Genomic DNA, 22,705 nt, shown 5'->3' with positions numbered 1-22,705 from the left:
TCATTGAAGCGTTCATGTAATGCCTGAGGCGTAATCGACAAGTGGAGATGTCGCGCTAAATGAGCAGATAATTCTACCAAACTTTCTGTCGCAATTGACTGAGAGAAAAAAGCACAGGCAAGTAATTCATTGCCGCTGAATTTACTGTTTCTAACGGAAAAATGAGTATCGCGAGCAAGTGATTGAAGTTTCTTTGTATCAAACAGTTGATGGAGTGTCTCGCAAAAGTGTTGGAATTGTCTCTCTTTTGATGTTTTCATAATGAGTCCTCCTATCAAAAATTTCTATCCTCACCTTATTTTACTTTGTTTTTTGAGATTTTTGATAGAGGTCTCTTTCGAAAAAATAGTTATTTCTTAGCTTGATGGCTATGTGCATGTTACCTACCTGGTTCTTGAGACAGAACACTTCTGTCACAACCTCGATTAAATAAAAGCTTAGTTAGCTACACATTTAGCTTATCTCCTTCAGCAAGGGAACGACTCACAGAAGTAAGGAATTATTACGGAAAACGCTCTGATTCAGCATTTTTGGAAGATATCATACAGAAGTTTTGGACAGAATTAAACAAGGAGGGTGACAAATGAACGATAAGAAACTATTACTAGTGACAATGGTGATTTGTAGCTTATGTTTACTTGCAGGATATTTAGGAAGTATTCTCATTATTGAATCTAGAAGCTCTATCATACCGTCTTTTGAGTCAAATGAAGATACTAAGGAAGAAAACTATTCAATGAAAAGCCACAACACTGAAGAGAAGAACCAAAAGAAATATAAATGTATTAATGATAACTATTTTATTACAGCGACAAATCAATACACGGAAGAAACTTATGGTCATTCAATCAAAATTGAGAAAAATTCAATTTGGAAGTTAGTCTCTGAGGGTGATAATGAATACATGCGTTTGGAAAAATATCCTTTCGATACAAGAGAACTATTTTTCATTTGGGATCAGAAAAATAAAATTGAGGAACACTTTGAGCTGATAGAGGATTAACAAGAAAGGATGGTTGTCATGAATTGGGTGGAGAAATATGTTGAGATGCAGCTGAGCAATTTAGAAGATCCTATCATTAATAAAATGCCTTTGTTCATGAATGGCGTTACTGTGGAACAAAAAGACAGTACAATGCAACTGCTAATATATCAAGAACCATTTTCTAACATAGTGGTAATGACTGTTTACGATGAAAATCATGATGAGCTTTACACAAATAGAATGGTGTATAGGCAAGCGAATAATGATTGGATAGTACTTTCGACAGATGATGGACGAATTTATTTGGATAGAGTTGATGAATAAAAACGACCGCTTTTGAGAAGAAATATTTTTATGAAATGAGGTATTGAAATGAAAGATATTGATAAGGAATTAATCCAAGCTTTATGTAGAAATAACATAAAGAAAGCGAAAGAAATTGCCAAAGAGAAACTAGTTACAGATAAGGCACAAAAAGATGTTCACTTTTGCAACCAGATGATAGACCTTTAAATAGAACGGAATTCCGAAGGTTAGAAGTGCCTACAAATATTAGTGATCTGATAATAATGGAAAATATAGCAGATTCTTTCAATGCTGATAGATATTATTTAAGCAAGAGAGAACAAAAGCTTACTAATAACATTTTAAAAGTAAGCAGAGCTGCAGAAAAACTTTCAGGGTTGGGTATTAATTATGTAAATTCAACAATGTTATACGGAGAGAGTGGAACTGGAAAAACTACTTATGGTAGATATTTAGCGTATAAATTAGGAGTGCCATTTGCATACATGACTTTTGCGAAATTAATTGATAGTAAGCTTGGTCAAACACAAAAAAACATTAATAATGTATTTGAGTATATAAAAGAGCTAAACTGTGTTTTTATGATTGATGAAATAGATGCTATAGCTAAAAAAAGAGGTATGGATTCTGAGGTAGGAGAAATGGCTCGTATAGTGATAGGGTTAATACAAAACTTAGACGAGTTGCATAATGGAGTAGTTCTTTTAGGTGCCACAAATCGCATAGATGTAATAGATGAAGCGGTATTACGTAGATTTTCGAGAAAACACGAAGTAATTAGGTTGGATAAAGATGAGCGATTTAATTTAGTAAACACCTTTATTTCTAATGTAGAAGGTTATTCTATTTCTTCTGTATCTATGAATCGATTGGCAACTGTTGAAGCAACACAAGCTGACCTAATGCATAGAATTGTCATGTTGATGGTTGATGAATTTTCAGCATAAAGACTTGTAAATACGATTCTTAAAAACGAGTTTTTTTGAACAGAGAAAGGTGGAGTTAATGTGGTATGGGAGCGAAGTGGATATAAACATACTTCTTTAGGAGAAGGAGGAAGATTCAAAGGAATCTATGTGCATGTTTATAATAATCAAAATGGTAAATATGGATTTGTTGAGTTAGGAACAAGTCACGATTTACGAAAACTAAATAGAATAGAAGCAGAACTAATGGAATATTTATTCTACCTATCAATCGACAAATATACCAAAAATGAGGATGCAGCTAGTCATGAAACCTATAAATATTCTATCGACTTTGTAGATGTGTTTAAAGCAGCACTAGAAATGGTTTGAAAAAATAAATCTGGGAGGATAAACTCATGAAAGACTCAAGTATTGCAAGAGTAAGAAGAACTAGTATGTTAGAAAATAGAATAGATCCTTTTTCTAGCGAAGAAGAGGTTATAATTATTGATTCTAAAAATGATTTAAGAAAAGAAAATTTTGAAGCACAAGGGTATGAGGTACAGGTGCTAGACTTATCTAATGAGAAGTCACAAAATGTGTGGAATCCATATCAAGCTTTAGAACAGTTGGCAAAAGAAGATCCAGATAGATTTAAAGTAGTTGTTGAAGAGTTGGAAAAGACCATTATGCAAAAGAATGATTAATGAAAATAACAAAGTGACTGGGATATAACTCTCTGAGTTACATTTCAGTCACTTAAGATCCCGATAAACGGTGGAATCAGAAGTATCCTCAGCCGAAATAAGCTGAAATTCTTTGGGCCGAACACTTCTGTACCAATCTCTTTAACAACAGAATCCGCATCAGAGTAAATAAAATCAAAGCTAGAGCAACTCAAGTCTCTATTTTTGGATTTTATATACAGCTTGATTTATAGTAACGATTTTCTACTGTCAAATCAGCTCAGATTACATCACCTGATCTTTCTATTTTTGTGTTAACCTCATTTTTTTTAATCGAGAAAGAGATATTCATTTTTTCAGCCGTAACAGGTTTCTCTCCAGTTATTTTGCCGGCTGAAATTCCTCCATCATTTTTTTTATGGAAAACACATCAGTTTCTCCGATATAAAAAGCCATATACAGCTTAACTACTGCCATATAATTTGACGCTAAAGAAATTTTCCCATTTTCTTTTTTAAACGTTAAGTCTACACTAGTTTGCTCATTACTACTTTTGTTTTGAGAAATGACATTTGAAAAATAAAGATAGACATCATCTCCTTTTTCAGTTTCCTTTAAATTTTTACTCAGCTCCTTTAACGAAATCCCTGAAATTCCCACAGTATACGTAAAGGAATTCTTTTTTGTCTTTTTTAAATTGGCATCAAAAGAAGTTTTTTGTTTTACTGATTCGTAATAAAGCTCAAATAACTTATCGATCTGTTCATTGCTTAGCTTGGTATCAGATTGAATTTTCTCTTTCAATGGTCCAACCACAACAGAAAAATCAGAAGGTACATCACTAAATTCTATCTCCGGCTTATCTTCAAAATTGCCATAAATATATCGGTCTAAATAAAGTTCTGCATAATTCACTTCTTTTTCCCTCCCTTTCTTCACGGATGTATTGTTATTAGTAGCAGCAATGCCCATGACCACTGCTATTAAAAGCAATATCCCTCCGCCTATCAGTAACCCTCGTTGCCTATTCATATCTCAATGACTCTGCTGGATCAAACTTACTGATTTTTAATACAGGAATAATCGCTGAGATAAACCCAATCCCTAATGCTAATAACCCTGAAAACAGAACTGAATAGCCACTTAACTGAAATACTTGTGTTATATTAGGAAATTCTTCTTTTACCACAGCATTTGCTACTGTACCGATTAACAATGAGGTTGAAACCGCTATAACAAACGCCGCTACTGTAATAATCATTGCTTCATAGTTGAAAATAGACTTAATGTCTTTATTTTGGTACCCTACAGCTTTCATTACACCAATCTCTTTCGTCCGCTCAATAATATTAATATACAAAATGACTCCTATCATAACAATTGAAACAATAATTGCCTGAAAAGACATAACAACTAACAGTCCTTGAATGATTTTGATAAAGGTAATCACCATTTCTAACATATTACTTTGAGAAAGAGCTGTATATTTTTTCGTAGCATTCAGCTTTTCTGTAATAGAAGCCGTATCTTCTTTATCTTTTGGTTGAAGAATCATGTAGGGAACAATCTTAGTAAACTGATTTTCTTTAATGATGCCCTCTAGTTCATAAGAAGACATAAAACTGTTATTATCGTCAGCTTCATCTTTTATGATACGAACTATCTTTGTTTTAAACTGTCCCATTTTATTTCCTTCACTCGTGGATTCATTAATATTCGCTACAATTTCTTTACCTAAAAATTTATTATAATCCAGTTGAACATTATTTGCTTTTTTAAAATCATCCAATAATGTCGTTGTAACTGTAAGCCCTTGTTCTTGAGCATCTGTATAGAGCTTTCCCGAAACAACTTCCTTTGAACTATTCGCTGACACAGAAATTTCTGTATTTGTATATAAGCTGACTACTTGTGCATAACTAGGCATTGATTCCATGAATGATAGATTCCCTAAATCAGAAATTGTAATATCTGACATGGTCACTGAGAAAGGACTCTCAAAATACTTTATCTTCTCAGCACCTATTAAATCTTCAATATATTTTCTGTCATCTTTATTCAAAACACCTGTGGCACCGGTTGCTTTATTTAATGATATTTGGATTTGTGAAGGGACATCTCCACTATCCATGTCTTCTTCAATTAAATTAATAATTCCTGTTCCTAGCCCTAAAGAAATTAAAATCCCTGAGATACCGATAGCAGTCGCAAAGGCAATCATAATATTCCGAAACTTCCGCTGCATAAAATTAGAGATGGCCAATTTTAAAGTCGCTGATCTTTTCAAGCTTCGCTTACGACTTTTCTGTTGTGTTTTAACAGTGTTGTCAGCAGCTGTCGTTATAGCTGTGGTTTCATACGAGTGGCTTTCAACATAGCCATCCTTCATCTTTATGATACTATCCGCATAGTTCGATACCTCAGAGCTGTGAGTTACAACGATAACCGTTTTACCTTTTTCTGTAATTTTCTTTAGAATATCCAGCACTATTTCTGCAGATTTAGAATCTAATGAGCCGGTTGGTTCATCTGCAATTACCAACTCAGGATCATTTGCCAATGCTCTGGCAATCGCAACCCTTTGTTTTTGTCCTCCAGACAGCTTTGTTACATTTTTATTTTCATATTTCTCCAGACCAACATCCTTCAGTAATTTTCTTGCATACTCGAGATTTTCATGTGTTTTTTTCTTGTTAAGATGCATTGGCATCATGACATTTTCAATAACAGATAGATGGGGAATCAAGTTAAAGTTCTGAAAAACAAAACCTATATTTTCCTGTCTAAAGTTAGTAATCTCTACCTCGTCCATATATTTAAGCGACATTTGATTAAATAAGACTTCTCCAGAATATTGCCTGTCTAGCCCACTAATAATATTTAATAAAGTAGACTTCCCACAACCGGATGGTCCATATATTGCCGTTAAGGAACCTTGTTTAATTGTAATACTGATATCGTTTAGGACTTGTTCAGATTCATCACCATCAATTACAAATTTTTTATTCAGCTCTTTTGTTTCAATTAATCCCATATTAAATCTCTCCTAAATAAGTAGATAATCTTTTTCGTTCTACTACTACAGGTACTATAAATAACATTCCAACAGCAATTAAAATAATTCCCTCATAGTTTTGTTTAATGAAATAATTCCCAACAATGACAATAATGGATATATAAACATTAATCAGGTACTTTGGTATTCTTAATTTTAACGGAATCTTATAGGCCTCAAGCTCATTGGCCTTTCTAAATCCTAATTCTCTTATTTTTTCAACTAATAAAAGCTGACCGAAATTCAATAAATTAAAAGATAAGCATAACCCTACAATTACAAAAAGAAAATTTACATCTGTCCACTTAAAATAAACCAGATTTAACAACCACAGAACCATAGTAACAACAGCTAATTGAAATAAATTCAAATAACGAATAATTAAATTAGCATAGTTTGGCACTGACATTCCCAAGGACTTAAAGAAAGGAAAATCATGATTTAAACAGATAAAGCCAAAGGAATGATGCTTACTTTGAAAGAAAATACTACCTCCCAAAATTCCAATGATAAACGCTTGTAAATAGTTATCAATTTCAATTAAATTTTGAGAAGAAAAACTAAGAAGAACAAAAATGCCTAACGAAAATACAGGAGCAAATGTATTTTTAAGAAAAAAGGCTGGTCCCAAAATAGAATAGACATAGCTGCTGTTTACAATAATGCTGGGTAGACGATAACTAACTGTATTTTTGCTCTTTGTTCTCTTCCTTACTGAAAGTAGTTTGGGGATAAAAAATAAACTTAAAAAATGTACTATACAAAAAAACACAACTACTCTGATTCCCTGATAAAAAACTAAAAACAGTACAGCTGGCAACACAATAGCTAAGTTTTTCAAAAATACAATGAACCTTAACTGCTTTATAGAGACTCTAAAAAATATATACAAACTGTTAATCGTATTAGATTGAATAATAAAATAATTTTCATAAATAATCCCTAAAAATAAAATGACATACAGACCATATACGATCAATGTATAATAAGACACCATTCCTTTGTAAGTCATTGACTCGAGTAACTCTTTTATTTTCCCATTAAATGGCAGCATTACACAAAAAATGACAGCGCTGATTACCAGATATTGGTACGTTAAATAAAATAAGCTTTTGCTGCTTACTTCATCTTCCTTTGACCAATAGCCTTGTCTTGCTAAAAATACTAAATACATATTTCTCATCAATTCATCCATCATGTCATCAAACTCCTAAATCGTTAAAATACTCTCCACTGGAGAAAACAACTCTGCATCATCATGACTTATAATTATAAATTTTTTCCCAGCCTCTATCAGCTTATTTATCATTACAAAAAGAGCTGTCACTGCTTCATGATCTAGACCCGACAACGGTTCATCCATAAGGTAAATATCAGGTGAGATCAAAAAAGAGCCTATTAGCATTACTTTTTTCTGTTCTCCTAAAGAAAGTGAATCTATTTTTCGATGTAACAAAGCCTCTGGAAATGAAAAACTTCTAATTAGCTCCATCAATTGTTTATCAAAAGATGAACTGTTTTTAGCTGTCTTTCTTAAAAAATTGAAATAAACTTTTGGAGAAATGCCTACAAAATATTTTTCTGATGAATCTGGTACATATGCTACTGATTCTTCGTTTATGATTTTTCCTTTACTAGGTTTTATAATTCCGGCTAAGGTTTTTATTAATGTCGATTTACCAGAGCCATTTTTCCCTACAACCAACAGTTTTCCAGAATGCTCAAATTCAAAGTTTAAATCATCAATTACCTGTTTCCCTTGAACTCTTACAGATAAATTTTCAACCTTCATTTTATCCCCCTCTTTTCTGAATCCCCTGACAGCTCTTGTGTACAATCACCACCACCCTTCAAAAGGGTGGTTTGCTCTGAAGCTATAAGCCTCTATATACTAGCCAGCGCCTCAAGACGCTAGCTTTCACTTTGTTCAAGCCACATTGGTATTGCCACCTTTGCTTCCTCTGAAGAGGTCGCTCTACTACCCTCTGACCCTTAAAAGGGTCGCTGTATTCTCGAACACTCAATTTATCTAGCACCATATCATGTTTTTCTTGTTCTTTAATATATTTTTTTATGGTCGCTTCATTGAGGCCTACTGTGCTCACATAGTAGCCTTCTGCCCAAAAATGACGATTGTCAAATTTACATTTCAAATTGGCATGCTTTTCAAAAATCATCAGCGTACTTTTCCCTTTTAGATAACCCATAACATTTGAGACACTTATCTTTGGCGGAACACTTAGCAACAGATGTACATGATCTGGCATCATATGCCCTTCTATAATTTCTACACCTTTATAACTACATAGCCGGCTAATTATCTCTTGTAAGCTCGCTCTGTATTGATTATAAATGATTTTTCTTCTATACTTTGGAGTGAATACAATTCCTTTCGTTTCATGTGGCCTGAACAACTACATTATAACGCTTATAAAGAGATTTTTTTGTCTAACTTTTCCCTTTCCACCCACATAGCAGGTGGTTTTTTGTTTCGCACGCTTCGCTTACTCAGCTGGGTCTAAAGACATAAATAAAAATAGTTCCATATGTTTATAATTTTTGATGAAATACAGTTTCTTTTATGTAAAATTTATAATATAATTAAACAGATGGTATGAACAGCTATCCAAATGCGCAAGTTTGGTGCAGAACTTGTAGTGTAGATAAAAATATCTGCTTACAAATTCCGCTTTGTTCATACCATCTATAATATGATTGCTAAACTATCTTACCAACCAAACCATTTTTTAACCCAACCCCAGATTGCTTCCCAAAGCCAGTTAATGAAGATCCATTTAATAATTACCCAGATCCATTTCCACATACAGTATCAACTCCTTTACCTAAAATTTGTGATGCTAGGATGATTTCATAAACCTATTTATCATGAAAATAAGTCTATCAAATCATCCTAGCCTCCATTCATCCTAACCTCATTTATATCCAGCAAAAAACATTGCCAATATACTTTTTAAAATGGCCATTTATTTAAACGATAAGGAATAATTATTCCATTCTGAAAAGCTTCATCACTAGACATATAAACTTCTGAGCTGTTACCAGAAAGCTGTATAACATTACTAGTGTTCAGATCTTGCTCTTTTTTTTCATTTTCCCAGCTATTTTGAAATGTTTCCCATAATAATTGTCTTTCCATAATCAATCTATCTCCTTCTTTTATATTCACTATAAAATATCTTTTAACACTAGTAATGAGTATATTGTGCAAAATGCAAAAAAAAGATAAATCCCTCGTTGTTTTATGTATTCTCAAATGTCAAATTAAGCTAGACAAATCATCATCAGATATGTAGCTCAAGAATACTTCTAATGGTGTCTATAATGTAGTGATTTTCTTGGTATATTGTTTCTCTTTGATGCGACTGATTGGATGAAGGATTCATTGACTAAATTGAAATCCATCGCTTTAGGTAATCCATCTTTACGTAATAAACCGTTAGAGTTTTCATTTAATCCTCGTTGTGAAGGTGTTCCTAGATCCGCAAAATAGACAGCGATATCATTTTTATTACTGATCTGTTTCCAATTTGAGAATTCTTTTCCACAATCAAAAGTGATGGATTTAAACAGATTTTTAGGCACAGATTCAAACCAACTAGTCAATCTATCTTCTATATCAGTTGCCTGTCTACCGGAAGGTTTTAGTGTAATGATGACTTTAGATAAACGTTCAACTAAGGTAATGACAGCACTTTTGTGTTTCTGCCCTACGATAGTGTCACCTTCAAGGTGACCAAACTCTTTCGTAAAAGAAGGATGATCATTGGAACGTTCATGGATAGAGCGTCTAAATGTTTGACTACCACGCTTTTCTTGATAGCCATTTGGTTTTCGTTTCCCTTTCATGGGTAAGTCAGAAAGAGGAAATACGCCAGCTCTAAACATTCTATATAATGTACGAACAGAACAATCAATAGGAAACTCAGCACGGCCAATTATCCCATCAGGAGTCCACCCTTGACCAACCCTGGTTCGAACATACTTTTCTTGTTCCACTGGCAAAACGATAGGATTTCTCCCACATTTTGATTTATTTTTTTGTAATTTTGATAGTAGTCTAGTGCTATATGTACCTCTTTTAAATAGGAGTAGACATTATGAATCGTTTGTCTGGAACGTTGCAGTATCTGAGCTGTTTTAGCAACCGATTGATTTATTTTTGCATAAGATTCTATGAGAACAAGTTCATCTGGTGTAAGATGAGTGCAGGTCATTTGTACTCACTCCTTATAATTCTTTCGTCGGAACTATCTTGAGTGTAGCACAAATGACTTTTTTATTGTCTAGCTTAATTTTACAATTGGTGTATAATCAAATTGAGGTGACCATGCATGAATACTAAACTCTCAGCTCTTATTTTTTCAAAATTAGAGGCCAATACCACAATAAAGAAGTATAATGAACTACTTACTATTAATATTCTTGAAATAATGAACTACAAAAAAAAGATGAGCTATTTTAGCTGGGGCGTTTACTATGCTCATATTTCAAAACTAAGCAATTCACAAAAAACAGATGATTTGAAAGTTCTCTATTCTATAGAACTTCTAGGGTTGTCCGCCAGATTAATAGATGATGCTCTGGATAAAGATAGTCTGCTTTTTGAGCGTATGACAACAGAGTACCTATTTCTGCTTTCTACCGAATTAATTGTTGAAAGTCTGGATCAACTCTGCCACCAGCCTTACTGGGACTATAGTTATTTAAACTCAGCCTTAAACGCTGAAAGAATTGATTATTCAACAACATTAAATTCAAATAACATTTCAATAGATTTTTATTTTGAAAACATTATTCCAAAGTCAACAGCCAGCTTTCAATTATTCACAAAAATGGCAAGCCACAATAACGAACAACTTAATCTTTTTTCCATACACTTTGGCACTTACTTACAAATAAAAAATGATCTTCTGGGTTTCTGGGAAGATGATTCCTTTGATATTCACAACCTAAAATGTACACTGCCTTTACTTACCGGAATTCAAACACTTCATCAAAAAAAGAACGATGCGCTAGTCACCTTACTAAACAGCTCATCTGACTTAGAGCTGATACGTAAAAAAATAGTTGAGACTGGTGCTATCAGATTCTGTTCTGATTTAATGCATGAAGAAAAAAATAAGGCCAGTGCAATATTGACTCATTTTAAGGACCAGCCATATTTCAATGAATTGAAAAACTATCTCAGACTGGAGTAACTTTTAATGTCAAAGCAAACAAACTATATCTTTTTTTCTTTCTTTTTTTTACTGATTTCTTTAGTACTTATTCAACAATACGATCACTTAAATAGCGTTCAGGCAGCTATCCTTGTTCCTATTATTATATTTTTAATTATTTTTTCAGATATTATTATTCTGCTTTCAAAGGACCCAAAAACTTCCCTTTGGTTTGGAGGAATTCTGTTTTTAATTGCTTTCTATATGGTAGCAACCTTACTGCCCTTTCCCATTGTATGGCCAATCGCTTCTTCTGCGATTTCTTTTCTACCATATTTAATGTTTCGTTTTTTTATGCTATTTAACAGAATTCCAATAGCAGCTCTTTCTCAAAAAATCGATTACTTTTTGAGATCTCTGGCGTTAGTAAGTACCATACTCCTTATAACAAGTCTCTCAACCTTTTATTGGATTATTCCAGTAGAAATTTTTATTAGCATCGGAAGCTGTTCATTGGTCTATTCAAAAGCAAAAGACCATTTAAGTGCAGCAACGAGAAAAGAACAACGGATCTTAGCAAACTCGTTGGTCTTTGCTTTTGCTCCCTTTGTTCTAGCCTTTACCATTTTTATTAATTATTTACCAGGTACTTTAAAACTATATTCTCTAGTTTTTATTTTAATTGTCCCTATTACAGTAGGTATCCTGCTTGTCAGAAGGAAAGAAACACGTATTGATAACTATACGATCCTTATCACCGCTTTCACAGCAATTGAAGGTGTCATCATCCTTTTAGGGATCAATCATTTTTTCCTGAACCTTTCTAAGAAAAAATTATTGTTTCTATTAATTTTATGTCTTTTCCTACTATATCTCGTTTACTTTAGACATTTATATTTAAATAAAATTCAAGTTCAAAGAATCCAGCAGTCCAAAAATGCGTTTCAAAAAGAAAAAATTCAATTAACTCAGAGAATTACGAAAGAAGAATTTCTTTCTTCTATCAGCACTTTAATCAGTAATTTATTGTTGCAAATTCATTCGATTGACAGCCATTTAGTAGTCTGGAATGAAGGTGAGCAGCCCTATATTTTATCAAATACCGGTATCTTTTCAAAAGTAACACTCACAAATGATTTATTGGAACAGATGAAAACAAATAGTTCTTTTATTCACTTTAACCATAGTGACTTTCTGATGTTTCCCCTAAACAGCGAAAATAAATTCCTCGGCTGGTTTATCATCGGCAATAAGTCAGAAGAAAAACTGACTGCAATAGACTACGAAATCATGCAAGAGCTGGCATTTAGTATCGGTGAAATCATCTTGATAAATGAACAGATTTACAATACCAAGCACGAGACATTTTTCATTGACAGCTTGAAATACGATGACTATGTTCATTACGAGTATTTAAATATGGTACAAAACTTTCAAAAAGAGTTTACAATATTTATTCACGACAATATTTTACAAGATTTTTTAGCCCTAAAAAAATTGACCGAGTCATTGAAAACTGAGCAGCTGGAAACAAAAAAATTGATTCTGGAAACTTATAATTCTTTAAACAGAACTTTTCGGGATAAAATGTTTGAACTGTATCCTTCAACAATTGAGGAAGCTCCATTGTCACAAAGCATTGAAAATCTATGCACTAAATTTAATGCTGACTATCCGAATGTTTCCATCAGCTTCTATTGCCCTGTCGAAATTGATTTACAAAAAGAGTTAAAATTTCACTCTTACAGAATCGTCCAAGAGCTGCTGACAAATGCACTGAAGCATTCCGAAGCGCAGAAAATTACGATTTCACTGATTCAAATTGGTTCACATATACGAAGTATTATTCAAGATGATGGGATTGGATTTGACTTTAATCAAATAAAAACCAATCGATTAGACCACCAGCATTTTGGCTTGCTATCCATTAATCAAGAGATCAATTCTTTAAATGGGGAGCTGCAAATCTTTTCTTCAAAACCACAAGGTACAAAGATTGTTGTTACCCTGCCCATTCCAAAGGAGAACTAACGAAATGAATATTTATCTACTAGATGATCATATCCTATTTTCTAAAAGCTTGGAAATTACCTTTTCGTCATTGGACGTCTCATTAAAAAGCTTTACCTGTCCCGAACGTCTCTTTAAACAGCTTGAAAGTCAAAAGCCTGATATCATCATTTTGGATATCCATATTGGTGAATTTAATGGTTTTGATATTTCAAAGGAGCTTTTTGCAAAATATCCTGACAGCAAGGTTGTTTTCTTATCCGGATTTGATTTATTTGAATATAAGAATCAAGCATTAAAATCTGGAGCTCAGGGCTTTTTCAATAAAAATTCTACAATAGAGGAGCTATATGACAGCCTGTTTAAGGTCCATAAAGGTATTAATTTGCTGCAGAAATCTCAGGATGTTCATGATATTCTCAGTGAGCGGGAAAAGGAAATTCTAAAGTTTGCTGCCGATGGTATTAAACAACAGGAAATTGCCGATCTGTTGCAAATAAGTAGACGAACAGTCAACAATCATCTTCAGTCAATCAATCAAAAGCTTTACGTGAATTCTACTGTTTCTGCTATTTTACAAGCAATAGAGCTTGGCATTATTCGGGTAAAAGGGTATTAAACGACTTCATTTTTCTAAAGCAAAAAGACTCATTCATAACTGTCCTCCTCATCTTCAGAGTTGGATAATTATGAATAAGCCTTCTATGTAATTAAATAAAGAAAGAAAACTAAAAATAGGCAAAATACCAGCATAATCATTGCTACTGTCTTTTGATCCTGATTGATGAGCATCACCTGCTTTCTATCAATTTTTGATTTTCTGATTGTACCGCAAATAAACCAGTTTGCCATGAGTAATATGGGAAATTGGTTTATTCTTATGTGATAATGCCGGAGAAATTCTCAAAGCTTGAGTTTAGCATATAAAAAGTATTCAAAGTGAAAGGGAAGAACCTTGATACCCCAGCTTCTAAAATTCAACCAAGCCGTGAAAATAAAAACTGATTACTAAAAAAGCTGGTATTCACAAAAATTTGAAAAACAACTTCAGTGAATACCAGCTTTTTTATTGAGATGGAGTGCTTTCATCCAAGTTTCTACTGTTCTAACGATGTTTAGTTTCAAATAATGGACTGACAGGCTTATTCTCATGGATCCGTTTAATGGCATCTCCAATTAATTCGCCTACGCTTACTTCATCAATTTTGGCAATTTTTCTGTCATCTGATAAATAGATAGAATCTGTTACCGCCAGGCGCTTGATTGCAGACTCTTCAATTCGCTGAAGTGCCGGACCAGATAGAACCGGGTGTGTACAAGACGCATAAACTTCTTTTGTGCCAGCTTCTTCTAAAGCATTTGCTGCTAAAGAAATTGTTCCTGCTGTATCGATCATGTCGTCAATTTACGTAACTAACGAAACAAAACCACATAAGCTATAACAAGTATTACGCAAACTATTCCAGTTTTAAGTATGTTTTTAATAAATAGTTGATCTCGCAAATATTGTTCACTGTTGCGATCTTCTTCAGAAGCAAAATAATTTTTTTGTTGCTCAAATTTCTGTTGTCGATCTTCTTTGTAATGCTTAAATTTTTCCTTGATAGTAACTTTTGGCTTTTTTGGTTTGTCTTCTTTTTTTCTTCTTCGCTTAAACATTCCTAGTACCTCCTGTACTATTGCAATGATCCATATCTTGCTACTTCACTAGCCATCAATTGTTGATTAAATACAATGTTTCCCACACCTGCAATATTCATGAACAGTTGTCCCTGTGAAAGCTGTGGTAGTGTTTCCAACTCAGATTGATTCATTGACCCAGCTAGAGCATTTGCCAATAGTGGTATGTCTGTTTCAGACGTTTGAGCAAAAATTCGATATTGCATCAAGCCAAAAATTCTTTTAACTGCTACTACGTATGGATCATTATGAGAACCAGCTCCACTTTCAAATAGAATTCCCTGCAAGGAATTTACTGATAGAATCACACCAGCAAAATTATCGCCCATTCCATCCATCATATCTGCAAGAAGATCCACGCTTCGTTGATATTTTGGATTAATTAAATGCTGAGCGTCTCCTATGTTTACAATATAGTGAGGTAAATCTGCTTCTTTCAATTGAGAATTCTGTCGCATCAATTGTTTACATTTTTTCCCATTGTTTGTTACGTCAGCTGAAACCAGAGAAAGAACAGAAAATATTTGTGCATTAAAGATATTAGATTGCCCTCTCAATGCTGCAAAATCAAAGGTAACTACTTTTTCATTTGAAATGTCTTGGAATTCTGTAGTCCCTTCAAATATTCCTGCATATGATTGAAGCATCGTTTCAAAAGTCTGCTTGATACGAGTTAATGAAGCAAGAATGAATGTACTAACATTTCTTTTACTTGTAATTCTTCTTTCTGTGTCATATAAAAAATTGACAAAATCAGATAAAATCGGACATTCTTCTTTAGCTATTCTTGTAGCCCTCAACTCATTTTTGTGGACGATTGGATTTCTGTACCAGATATGTTTTGAAATGTAAAAATCAGTTAGTACATTTTCAAATACTTTCATATCATCTCCTGTAGCCTCTTCATTTAGCATTTTAAACATGTTTTTCAATTTCTCAATATGAAGTTGGAAGCTTCGTATTTCATCTACTTCAGTTCCTGTTTCGTTTGTCATTGTAGGGAATACTTGAAATGGGTTGATTCTATTTTCATTTCCAGCCAAATTGAGAATTAGCCCATGTTGCTGCTTGGTTTGATTCATGAATGTTCCACTAGCATCAAAGTTTCTAACATAGTTTCCTTTAGCATATAACTCATCATTCAGTTTCAAAGAGAATGTCTTTTGTCCCATTTTTGGATTTCCACTAATAAACATAAATGAACGGGTTCGTTTGTGATCTCGTTCCAAAAAGTTAAAATTCACAGCACCATTGGTTGGAGTCCAGCCAAAGTAGCTTCCGTGTTTATCTTCTAATTTAGTGTGATTAAAGAAGTACCCACCAGCTAAATCGTATGCTCTAATAACAGTCCCTCTCCGTTTATTTGGCAGCTCAATTTGTTTAGAGGGTGGAATAAAGGGTGCTAAGTATTCAAAATCTAATTCCCCAATGAGAATAGTCATTTTGAACTGAGACGTGCGTTCCTTAATCTCATCAACTTTCTCAAACAGTTTCTCTTCAGTAGTGGCAGTTACAAAAATACGAACATAGAAACCTAACATTGCAATATTTTTCTTATCTATTTCTCGGTAAAGTTGCGCCATATCCGTTATTTCATCAACTTCTTTTTGATTTTGAGTGTGTTTAGCATTACCTGAAATTCGAGTTTCCTTTTCTTCAATTGACTTGTCCAATTTATCCTTTAGCATGTGATTATTTTCGTGATATTTCGATAAAAAAGCTCTAGTACCTTTGATTTGCATAACATCTAAAAGCCAAAAATTCTCTAATTCCTCTGTTGGATATTGATAAACATTTAATATAGTGTAGTACCCATCTCCACCATAATAATAGCGATCGGGTTTAAAACTCATATTCCCTTGAGGCTGAATGGTTTTCAAAAGCTCTAAATCATATCCTTCTGCTACTAACTCTTTTTGCTTTCGTTTTGATAATATAGCCATCTGCTTTGTAACGTAAGCGAGAAATAAACCAACGCATATCAATTGAAAGAAACAATCTCTATACTAAGATTATCAAGGAAAGAGATTGTTTCTTCTGTTTTATATTCTCCGTGTTCTCCCTCCTCTCCGCTACTCTTTTTTCTCCTCTGTGAAACAATTCTTTCTCAATTTAAAGGAGTGAATAACCTATGTTCGTTGATTTTTCCCGAGTAGATACTTGTTATGTAGTTTGTGGCTATACGGACCTTCGCAAAGGAATTGACGGTCTTTCTGCGATCGTTTCCGGAAAATTGGCACTCAATCTGTTTGAATCCTCTGTCTTTCTCTTTTGCGGAAGACGACCTGATCGTTTCAAAGCACTCTGGTTTGATGGCGAAGGCTTCTATTTACTTTATAAACGCTATGATCAGGGACGACTGGAATGGCCACGTTCAACAGAAGAAGCTCAGAAGCTTTCTCCTCAGCAGATTGAGTGGTTGTTTCACGGCTTCTCCATTTATCAGAAAATTCGTCCTGCTAAAATTGGGATACTGACCTAAAAAAATGTTTCTTCTTTTCTCTCTATGATATAAATAAATAGAGACCTTGGAGGAGCAGGAGGGCAGACCTTGACCGAACTGGAAAAACAACTGATGGTTCAAGTGGAACGTTTGACCATTCAAAATGAAAAACAGGCACAACAGATTCAGGAGCTGATCCATCAGTTAACAACGATGAATCGCCGGATGTTTGGCGTTTCCTCTGAACAGACACCTTCGGATCAGCTTTCTTTATTTGAGGACGAGTCTTCTTTTAAAGAGCCAGAGCCTACTGAAGAAAAAGCCGTTGAAATGGAGACTGTGTCTTATCAGCGTAAAAAGTTTAAAGGCCAACGGGCCTTTCTAACCAAAGACTTGCCCATTTTGAGGAAGACCATGAGCTTCCCTGTCATGAGCAGGTCTGTTTGTGTTGTGCTTCAACACTTCACTCTTTGGGGAGAAAAGAAGTACGGACAGAGTTGGAATTTATTCCCACACATTTGATTTTGCATAAGCACTACGAACATGCCTATGAATGTCTGAATTGCAAGAAGCAGGGACAGAATCAGATACGACGCCAAAAGGCGCCGGTCCCAGCCCTGCAAAAAAGCCTAGCTGGACCGAGTGTGCTGGCGTGGAATCTGTATCAAAAACTGGAAATGGGGCTGCCTTATCATCGACAGGAAAAGGAATGGCAACGATATGGCTTAGCTATTTCAAGAAGGACACTAAGCAACTGGTCAATTCGAATCTGTGAGGAATGGCTCTCTCTTATTTACGAGGCGATGCGACAGACATTAGTGACGGAACAGGTGTTGTCTGCCGATGAAACGGTCTATCAAATCCTTCATCGGGAAGATGGAAAACCTTCAACGAGTGATGCCCGAATCTGGGTCTTCCGCACCTCAGAAAAAGCAGTGCATCCGATTATCTTGTATCACTCCTCTGAAACGAGGAAATATGAGGTGGTGGAGAGCTTTCTAAAAGGTTTCAAGGGCTTCCTGCATTGTGACGGCTACTCGGCTTACAAAAAGTTACCGGAAGTACAGCTTCAGCTTTGTTGGGCACATGTCCGAAGAAAATTCTTTGAGACAAATGATCTCTATGCAAAGGAGCAGTAGGGGGTGATTTCTGTAATCAACTGTTCCACTTGGAAGCCTTATGGAAAGACCTGCCAGCAGAGAAGCGGTTGAAAAAGAGACAAGAGCATTCCGCACCTGTCGTGTCAGAGTTTTGGTCGTGGCTGGAGGAACTAGAAACGATGAAAGGTGGGCTGCAAAAAGCAGTGACCTATGCGATGAATCACAAAGAATCGTTGAACACTTTCCTGACAAACGGCGAACTGTCTCTGTCGAATAATTTAGCAGAGCGGAGTATTCGGCCAGTGACAGTTGGCAGAAAAAATTGGTATTTTTCTGCTAGTGTAGCCGGAGCTAAAGCCAATGCGCTTGGGTACAGCCTGATTCAAACCGCTAAAGAAAATGGATTGGAGCCCTATGCTTATTTGACGTGGGTATTAAATGAACTTCCGCAAGTAGATATTCTGCGACATCCCGATCGAATCCGGGCCTATCACCCGTGGAGTGCAGAGTCCCAGAAGGCTGTTCCTGCACTGAAGAAAGCAAACTAACCTTGGTATCTTCTGTTTTAGTATAAGATACTCAAGGTTAGTTGTCGTTGCGTTAGATTATTTCCCGCTTACTTTGTAACACTCCTTTACTGTAGTTTGTCATTCATGTTGTTGTATTGTTTTAGAATCTGAATTTTCTTCTCTCTAGTAATTTGTTCAGGGAAAAATTCTCCACTACCATAACTGCGAGCTTTCCTCACAACCTCATCCAATTCCTTTACTGAAGGTGCAAACAGAAACAAAATAAATTCTCCATTGTAAATTTCTTTTTTTATTTGTTCTTCAGTCTGTATAGCTGATAGTAGAATTTTTTCTCTATCTAGCAGCTGATTGTATTTTCTGCGATCACGACATTCTCTCATCTCTTTACGACATTCATTTAAACATCTCTTTTGATAAGCAATTTGTTCTTCCGTATTTGTTGGTAGATTAGTTGTGTAAATTGTCCAATCTGAGGTAAATTGTGTAACCCAATCATGAAAATTAAGTAACGTTCGTTGAACTTCGGCTTGTCCTAAAGAATTTAGATCCTTCCCTTGAATTTCTAATAGTTGTAGATAGCCATATTCCTTTAGTTCCACGTACTCTTGTTTGTTTTTCATAATTCGTTTAATAGGCGATTCTTCCACCCAAGAGTTAATATCTGTTGGAGAAAAATCATTAGCAGATTTATCTTTCTTTTTACTTTTTTTCTTTAGCCTAATCATAAGTAGTCTCCTTCTCTTCTCCAATCAAAACTTACCCAACGTTTCTTTCTACGCTTTATAACAATGAGTAACGAATGCCAATTCTTTTTCCCACCGTTTGCTGGTAGAACTAGATAAAAGGCAATAACTGCTGTTAAAATGACAAATACAACCATTTGAATAATTTCTGGAAGTGTTGTCATAGGAAAAAATTTTGGGGCTAGTAAAAATGCTAAAAAGCCTGATCCAAAAACAAAAAGTATATCCCAAACAATAAACCCTACTATTTTTATAGAAGCGAATATATCTCTTGGTACACCATAGTTTCCATTCACTAAAAATCTTCCTTTCTAATTTTTATTGTAATTTTAGTCTATTAGAATTAATGTACAGAGAAGAATTTGGGACAGTGTAAAAAAGAGTAAGAAGAATGATATGTAAAATGTTACGAAAAGAAAAGGAAATAAAATTTTATACCAGTGAAGAAGTACAACAGGTTCTTTCTTATTTGGAGACTAAAGTTAAACAGGTCAACAAAAAGAATTTACTCTATAAATATTTTGCGGAGTGGGACTTAACTATGTATAGGTTATTAGCATTTAGTGGTATCCGTGGTGGAGAAGCTTTAGCATTAACTTGGAAAGATATGGATTTTGAAAAAGGATTGCTAACAATCAATAAAACATTATCACTAACAAAAAATGGTTATTCTGTCTTACCTCCTAAGACAAAATCTTCTTATTAGGGTAATTTCTATTGACGATAAAACATGCAAAATTTTAAAACGATGGCAGCTTAGACAAAAAGAATTTTTTTCCAAGCTAATACAAAAAACAAGAATATCATATTCTCCGATTACAAAGGACAATATTCACAACGTCAAGCATTACATCAGCACTCTTCTAGATTATCTGCTTTTGTAGGATTGCCGAATATAGGTACGCATGGCTGGAGACACACACCTGCTTCCATGCTTTATGAAGCAGGTGTGCCTACGAAAGAAACACAAGAACGATTGGGACACGCTAGTTTGGAAATGACTAACTCTATATACACTCATTTAAGCAGCAAACAAAAAAATACCACAGCCGAAAAACTAGCTAAATTTGCTAATTTCTAAGCTGATGGCATTCAATCGCCTTATTATAAAAAGAAAAAGGCTAGAATCCTTATCGCATAAGGGTTCTAGCCGATTAAATAAAAGCTTAGTTAGCTACTGGATAAACGGATACTTGCTTTTTGTCACGGCCTTTACGTTCGAAACGTACAACTCCATCAACTTTTGCAAATAATGTATCGTCTCCACCGATTCCAACATTTACACCTGGATAAATCTTAGTACCGCGTTGACGGTATAAAATAGAACCACCTGTAACTGTTTGACCATCAGCACTTTTCGCACCTAGACGCTTAGATTCTGAATCACGTCCGTTGGAAGTAGAACCTCCACCTTTTTTATGGGCAAAAAATTGTAAATTCATTTTTAACATTTGGTTGCACCTCCTAATTTTCAGTAATAATTTGAACAAAATCAGAATACTTTTCCTGAATCCCCTGAAGACCAAGCAACAGGTTTTCCAATAATATCTGAGAAATATTCGTCTGCTCCTGGTTCACATCAAAAACTGTTTCAACGTACATGTATCCTTCTTCAACTTCATCAATATCAACAATCGGCTGAAATCCAGCTAATGCTTCAATTCCATTGACTGTATTAATTGTTAAAGCTGAAACAGCTGCACAGATGATATCTTCACCATACTCTGCTGCCGAAGCATGTCCGCTTAATTCAAATGAAACAATCATTCCTGTTTCATTCCGTTTGAAAGAACCTTTAATCATAAGTTACGCCTTCCTTCCTATTAATGAGGAATTAAGCATTGATTGCATCGATAACTACTTTTGTATAAGGTTGACGATGACCTTGTTTACGATGAGAATGTTTTTTAGGCTTGTATTTGAAAGTTACCACTTTCTTTTGTTTGCCGTGTTTTTCAACAGTTCCTTCAACAGTTGCACCTGCAACTGTTGGAGCGCCAACCTTTGTTGATTCGCCACCAACTAAGATTACTTCATCAAAAACAATTTTTTCTCCAGCTTCTACATTCAGTTTTTCAACATAGATTGCTTGACCAACTTCAACTTTTACTTGTTTACCACCAGTTTTAATAATTGCGTACATGCTATACAGCACCTCCTTCGTTTAGACTTAGACTCGCCATCCCAAGTGACAGATTGTTGTGCTTAAAAACTTGTTCAGAGCGGTTGTAGCTGTGAAGACCACAATTACAACATTAACATCATACCAAAAACAGGAATCACAGTCAACGAAAACTTATATAAACCATTCTATTTTACCGCTCTCTGACTCTATTCCTCCAGGTTTCCTTTATCTATAATTTCCAGGCACATAGTTTCTGTCATTATTTGAATCCCCGTACGAAACAGATGTTCCGTAACAGTAATTTTTTTGTCAAGTCAAAGTCAGACGCAATCTTATCTGCCATTTCAACTACAATGACCGTTCCTCCAGAAGATGTTGCCGTTTCAAGCTCAACCAGTCAGACGCCGACCACAATCATTTTTCCCGATAATTGTTGCATGCCCATAAGAATCTCTGCATAGCTATAATCATGAGTTTGATCAATTCCTTTGGGAGCATATGTCCTTATTGTTCAACTTTCTTTAGAGCACAAAAAAATACATTACACTTTCTAACCATTATTCACGAAAATGCTCTAAAAGATATTTATCAAGAGAACATGATTATCTCTGAATTGACAAAGATCACCTTGTATTTTAAACAGACTGCCTGCCGTTTGGAAAGTCCTACAATTTATGCAGCTGTTATTTTAATTAAGAAATTGATGCAAAGATAGTTGCTCGGCAATTCTATCTTTCCGTGGCTATATTGCCAATTATGTACACTGCAATACTTTACGAAGCTCCAACTAAAATTTTAAGAACTCTGGGTATTTCACCAAGACAGTCCCGAAAGGAAACCAGTGCACTCAGTAAAATCTCCTAAAAACTGCAAATATATACAGGGTTGCTTATATATACATTATCGATTCATTCTGCACCAAAAGTTGAGCTGTTCGAATGTTCATCAAAGCTG

At 34.7% G+C, this 22,705-nt stretch carries 25 protein-coding genes, 5 pseudogenes and 1 other annotated feature; of the genes and pseudogenes, 14 read left to right on the top strand and 16 right to left on the bottom strand.

Going from position 1 to position 22,705, the window contains the following annotated elements:
* Positions 1–260 (bottom strand): annotated as a pseudogene (locus tag LI954_RS06455) (hypothetical protein); the annotation flags it as partial.
* Between the two features lie 323 nt (positions 261–583).
* Between LI954_RS06455 and LI954_RS06450 the strand changes: the two are divergent.
* Genes LI954_RS06450 through LI954_RS06425 form a run of 6 tightly spaced genes read left to right on the top strand, consistent with a single transcriptional unit; the run spans position 584 to position 2,906 of the window.
* Positions 584–1,003: a hypothetical protein gene (locus LI954_RS06450; protein WP_229444002.1), complete on the top strand. Its 420-nt coding sequence runs from the start codon at positions 584–586 to the stop codon at positions 1,001–1,003.
* Between the two features lie 18 nt (positions 1,004–1,021).
* Positions 1,022–1,309, top strand: a complete 288-nt coding sequence (locus LI954_RS06445; RefSeq protein WP_229444001.1) for a hypothetical protein — start codon at positions 1,022–1,024, stop codon at positions 1,307–1,309.
* A 48-nt stretch (positions 1,310–1,357) separates the two neighbouring features.
* Positions 1,358–1,498 (top strand): hypothetical protein, encoded by a 141-nt coding sequence (locus LI954_RS06440; protein ID WP_229444000.1) that lies wholly within the window; start codon positions 1,358–1,360, stop codon positions 1,496–1,498.
* Positions 1,499–1,524: 26 nt separating this feature from the next.
* The gene (locus LI954_RS06435) at positions 1,525–2,238 is read left to right on the top strand and encodes an AAA family ATPase (RefSeq protein ID WP_229443999.1); all 714 of its coding nucleotides are present in this window, start codon (positions 1,525–1,527) and stop codon (positions 2,236–2,238) included.
* 60 nt (positions 2,239–2,298) lie between these two features.
* Positions 2,299–2,589, top strand: coding sequence for a hypothetical protein (locus LI954_RS06430; RefSeq protein WP_229443998.1), 291 nt, complete (start codon positions 2,299–2,301; stop codon positions 2,587–2,589).
* Between the two features lie 26 nt (positions 2,590–2,615).
* Entirely contained in the window at positions 2,616–2,906 is a 291-nt protein-coding gene (locus LI954_RS06425; protein WP_229443997.1) for a hypothetical protein, read from the top strand.
* A 360-nt stretch (positions 2,907–3,266) separates the two neighbouring features.
* Here the strand turns inward: LI954_RS06425 and LI954_RS06420 are convergent, their stop codons facing one another.
* The 7 genes and pseudogenes from LI954_RS06420 to LI954_RS06390 form a co-directional block, all read right to left on the bottom strand.
* Positions 3,267–3,917 (bottom strand): hypothetical protein, encoded by a 651-nt coding sequence (locus LI954_RS06420; protein ID WP_229443996.1) that lies wholly within the window; start codon positions 3,915–3,917, stop codon positions 3,267–3,269.
* Positions 3,910–5,919 (bottom strand): ATP-binding cassette domain-containing protein, encoded by a 2,010-nt coding sequence (locus LI954_RS06415; RefSeq protein WP_229443995.1) that lies wholly within the window; start codon positions 5,917–5,919, stop codon positions 3,910–3,912. The genes LI954_RS06420 and LI954_RS06415 overlap by 8 nt, the downstream gene beginning before the upstream one ends.
* 1 nt (position 5,920) lies before the next feature.
* Positions 5,921–7,138, bottom strand: a complete 1,218-nt coding sequence (locus tag LI954_RS06410; protein ID WP_229443994.1) for a hypothetical protein — start codon at positions 7,136–7,138, stop codon at positions 5,921–5,923.
* 12 nt (positions 7,139–7,150) lie between these two features.
* Positions 7,151–7,732, bottom strand: a complete 582-nt coding sequence (locus LI954_RS06405; protein ID WP_229443993.1) for an ATP-binding cassette domain-containing protein — start codon at positions 7,730–7,732, stop codon at positions 7,151–7,153.
* A 196-nt stretch (positions 7,733–7,928) separates the two neighbouring features.
* Positions 7,929–8,354, bottom strand: a pseudogene (gene tnpA / locus LI954_RS06400) (IS200/IS605 family transposase); the annotation flags it as partial.
* A gap of 557 nt (positions 8,355–8,911) precedes the next feature.
* Entirely contained in the window at positions 8,912–9,097 is a 186-nt protein-coding gene (locus tag LI954_RS06395) for a hypothetical protein (protein WP_229443992.1), read from the bottom strand.
* 120 nt (positions 9,098–9,217) lie between these two features.
* Positions 9,218–10,175, bottom strand: a pseudogene (locus tag LI954_RS06390) (IS30 family transposase).
* 117 nt (positions 10,176–10,292) lie between these two features.
* Between LI954_RS06390 and LI954_RS06385 the strand changes: the two are divergent.
* From LI954_RS06385 to LI954_RS06375, 3 genes are read left to right on the top strand one after another with little or no spacing between them, the layout of a single operon-like run.
* A complete protein-coding gene (locus tag LI954_RS06385; RefSeq protein WP_229443991.1) occupies positions 10,293–11,159 on the top strand; it encodes a polyprenyl synthetase family protein in 867 nt (288 codons plus the stop codon).
* Positions 11,160–11,165: 6 nt separating this feature from the next.
* Positions 11,166–13,151 carry a sensor histidine kinase gene (locus LI954_RS06380; RefSeq protein WP_229443990.1) on the top strand — a complete coding sequence of 662 codons (1,986 nt, stop codon included), beginning with the start codon at positions 11,166–11,168 and terminating at the stop codon, positions 13,149–13,151.
* A gap of 4 nt (positions 13,152–13,155) precedes the next feature.
* Positions 13,156–13,749 carry a response regulator gene (locus LI954_RS06375; protein WP_229443989.1) on the top strand — a complete coding sequence of 198 codons (594 nt, stop codon included), beginning with the start codon at positions 13,156–13,158 and terminating at the stop codon, positions 13,747–13,749.
* A 486-nt stretch (positions 13,750–14,235) separates the two neighbouring features.
* Here LI954_RS06375 and LI954_RS06370 read toward each other — a convergent pair.
* From LI954_RS06370 to LI954_RS06360, 3 genes and pseudogenes are all read right to left on the bottom strand, one after another.
* Positions 14,236–14,535 (bottom strand): annotated as a pseudogene (locus LI954_RS06370) (ribose-phosphate pyrophosphokinase); the annotation flags it as partial.
* A gap of 8 nt (positions 14,536–14,543) precedes the next feature.
* Positions 14,544–14,789, bottom strand: coding sequence for a hypothetical protein (locus LI954_RS06365; RefSeq protein WP_229443988.1), 246 nt, complete (start codon positions 14,787–14,789; stop codon positions 14,544–14,546).
* 17 nt (positions 14,790–14,806) lie between these two features.
* A complete protein-coding gene (locus LI954_RS06360; RefSeq protein WP_229443987.1) occupies positions 14,807–16,753 on the bottom strand; it encodes a virulence factor in 1,947 nt (648 codons plus the stop codon).
* A gap of 188 nt (positions 16,754–16,941) precedes the next feature.
* Between LI954_RS06360 and tnpB the strand changes: the two genes are divergently transcribed.
* The 4 genes from tnpB (at position 16,942) to LI954_RS16045 (ending at position 18,901) form a co-directional block, all read left to right on the top strand.
* Complete coding sequence (tnpB, locus tag LI954_RS06355) at positions 16,942–17,292, top strand: IS66 family insertion sequence element accessory protein TnpB (RefSeq protein WP_229443986.1); 351 nt, start codon at positions 16,942–16,944, stop codon at positions 17,290–17,292.
* Between the two features lie 69 nt (positions 17,293–17,361).
* Complete coding sequence (locus LI954_RS06350; protein WP_229443985.1) at positions 17,362–17,775, top strand: transposase; 414 nt, start codon at positions 17,362–17,364, stop codon at positions 17,773–17,775.
* The gene (tnpC, locus tag LI954_RS06345; RefSeq protein WP_267491438.1) at positions 17,697–18,392 is read left to right on the top strand and encodes an IS66 family transposase; all 696 of its coding nucleotides are present in this window, start codon (positions 17,697–17,699) and stop codon (positions 18,390–18,392) included. The genes LI954_RS06350 and tnpC overlap by 79 nt, the downstream gene beginning before the upstream one ends.
* A 20-nt stretch (positions 18,393–18,412) precedes the next feature.
* Positions 18,413–18,901: an IS66 family transposase gene (locus tag LI954_RS16045; RefSeq protein ID WP_267491440.1), complete on the top strand. Its 489-nt coding sequence runs from the start codon at positions 18,413–18,415 to the stop codon at positions 18,899–18,901.
* A gap of 86 nt (positions 18,902–18,987) precedes the next feature.
* Here LI954_RS16045 and LI954_RS06335 read toward each other — a convergent pair whose 3' ends face one another.
* Both LI954_RS06335 and LI954_RS06330 read right to left on the bottom strand, forming a co-directional pair.
* A complete protein-coding gene (locus tag LI954_RS06335; RefSeq protein WP_229443984.1) occupies positions 18,988–19,608 on the bottom strand; it encodes a hypothetical protein in 621 nt (206 codons plus the stop codon).
* Complete coding sequence (locus LI954_RS06330) at positions 19,605–19,922, bottom strand: hypothetical protein (RefSeq protein ID WP_229443983.1); 318 nt, start codon at positions 19,920–19,922, stop codon at positions 19,605–19,607. The genes LI954_RS06335 and LI954_RS06330 overlap by 4 nt, the downstream gene beginning before the upstream one ends.
* A 95-nt stretch (positions 19,923–20,017) precedes the next feature.
* On the opposite strand from LI954_RS06330, the pseudogene LI954_RS06325 reads away from it, so the two are divergent.
* Positions 20,018–20,707 (top strand): annotated as a pseudogene (locus LI954_RS06325) (site-specific integrase).
* Between the two features lie 85 nt (positions 20,708–20,792).
* Here LI954_RS06325 and rpmA read toward each other — a convergent pair.
* Genes rpmA through rplU form a run of 3 tightly spaced genes read right to left on the bottom strand, consistent with a single transcriptional unit; the run spans position 20,793 to position 21,769 of the window.
* Positions 20,793–21,077 (bottom strand): 50S ribosomal protein L27, encoded by a 285-nt coding sequence (rpmA, locus tag LI954_RS06320; RefSeq protein ID WP_202064294.1) that lies wholly within the window; start codon positions 21,075–21,077, stop codon positions 20,793–20,795.
* Positions 21,078–21,090: 13 nt separating this feature from the next.
* Entirely contained in the window at positions 21,091–21,429 is a 339-nt protein-coding gene (locus LI954_RS06315; protein ID WP_229443982.1) for a ribosomal-processing cysteine protease Prp, read from the bottom strand.
* Positions 21,430–21,460: 31 nt separating this feature from the next.
* Complete coding sequence (gene rplU / locus LI954_RS06310) at positions 21,461–21,769, bottom strand: 50S ribosomal protein L21 (protein ID WP_202064290.1); 309 nt, start codon at positions 21,767–21,769, stop codon at positions 21,461–21,463.
* 19 nt (positions 21,770–21,788) lie between these two features.
* Positions 21,789–21,864 (bottom strand) — a sequence feature (ribosomal protein L21 leader region).
* Positions 21,865–22,705: the final 841 nt, after the last annotated feature.

This window comes from Enterococcus sp. CWB-B31 (assembly GCF_020567645.1).
GTDB lineage: Bacteria > Bacillota > Bacilli > Lactobacillales > Enterococcaceae > Enterococcus_L.
The sequence above is the reverse complement of the archived record's forward strand: the minus strand, read 5'-3'. Positions and strand labels throughout refer to the sequence as shown.